Source organism: Streptococcus sp. HMSC10E12 (assembly GCF_001807855.1).
GTDB classification, from domain to species: domain Bacteria; phylum Bacillota; class Bacilli; order Lactobacillales; family Streptococcaceae; genus Streptococcus; species Streptococcus salivarius.
On the sequence record NZ_KV791096.1, the window covers coordinates 5,040 to 5,305 of the forward strand.

Genomic DNA, 266 nt, shown 5'->3' on the forward strand with positions numbered 1-266 from the left:
ACCTAAGTTCCAACCAGAGAAATACGTTGTTTCTAAAGAGAAATTCGATATCACTGGTATGAAACTTGTTGACGATGATGCTGAGTTGAAAGATAAAGTAGGCGATACTAACAAGGATCCTTACGCTGACAGCACAGCTAACAACGAAGCTGAAAATATCAATACTAAGACACTCAAGAAAGGTGATAAGTTTGTCTACCAAGTATGGCTCGACACAACTAACTTCACTGACGCTCACAATATCCAATCTGTAGGTGTTACAGATA

General features: G+C 38.7%; 1 protein-coding gene. It reads left to right on the forward strand.

Annotated elements, in window-relative coordinates; all coding sequences use genetic code 11:
• The coding region (locus HMPREF3112_RS11930; RefSeq protein WP_371106353.1) for a hypothetical protein at positions 1–266 on the forward strand (266 nt) is incomplete at both ends.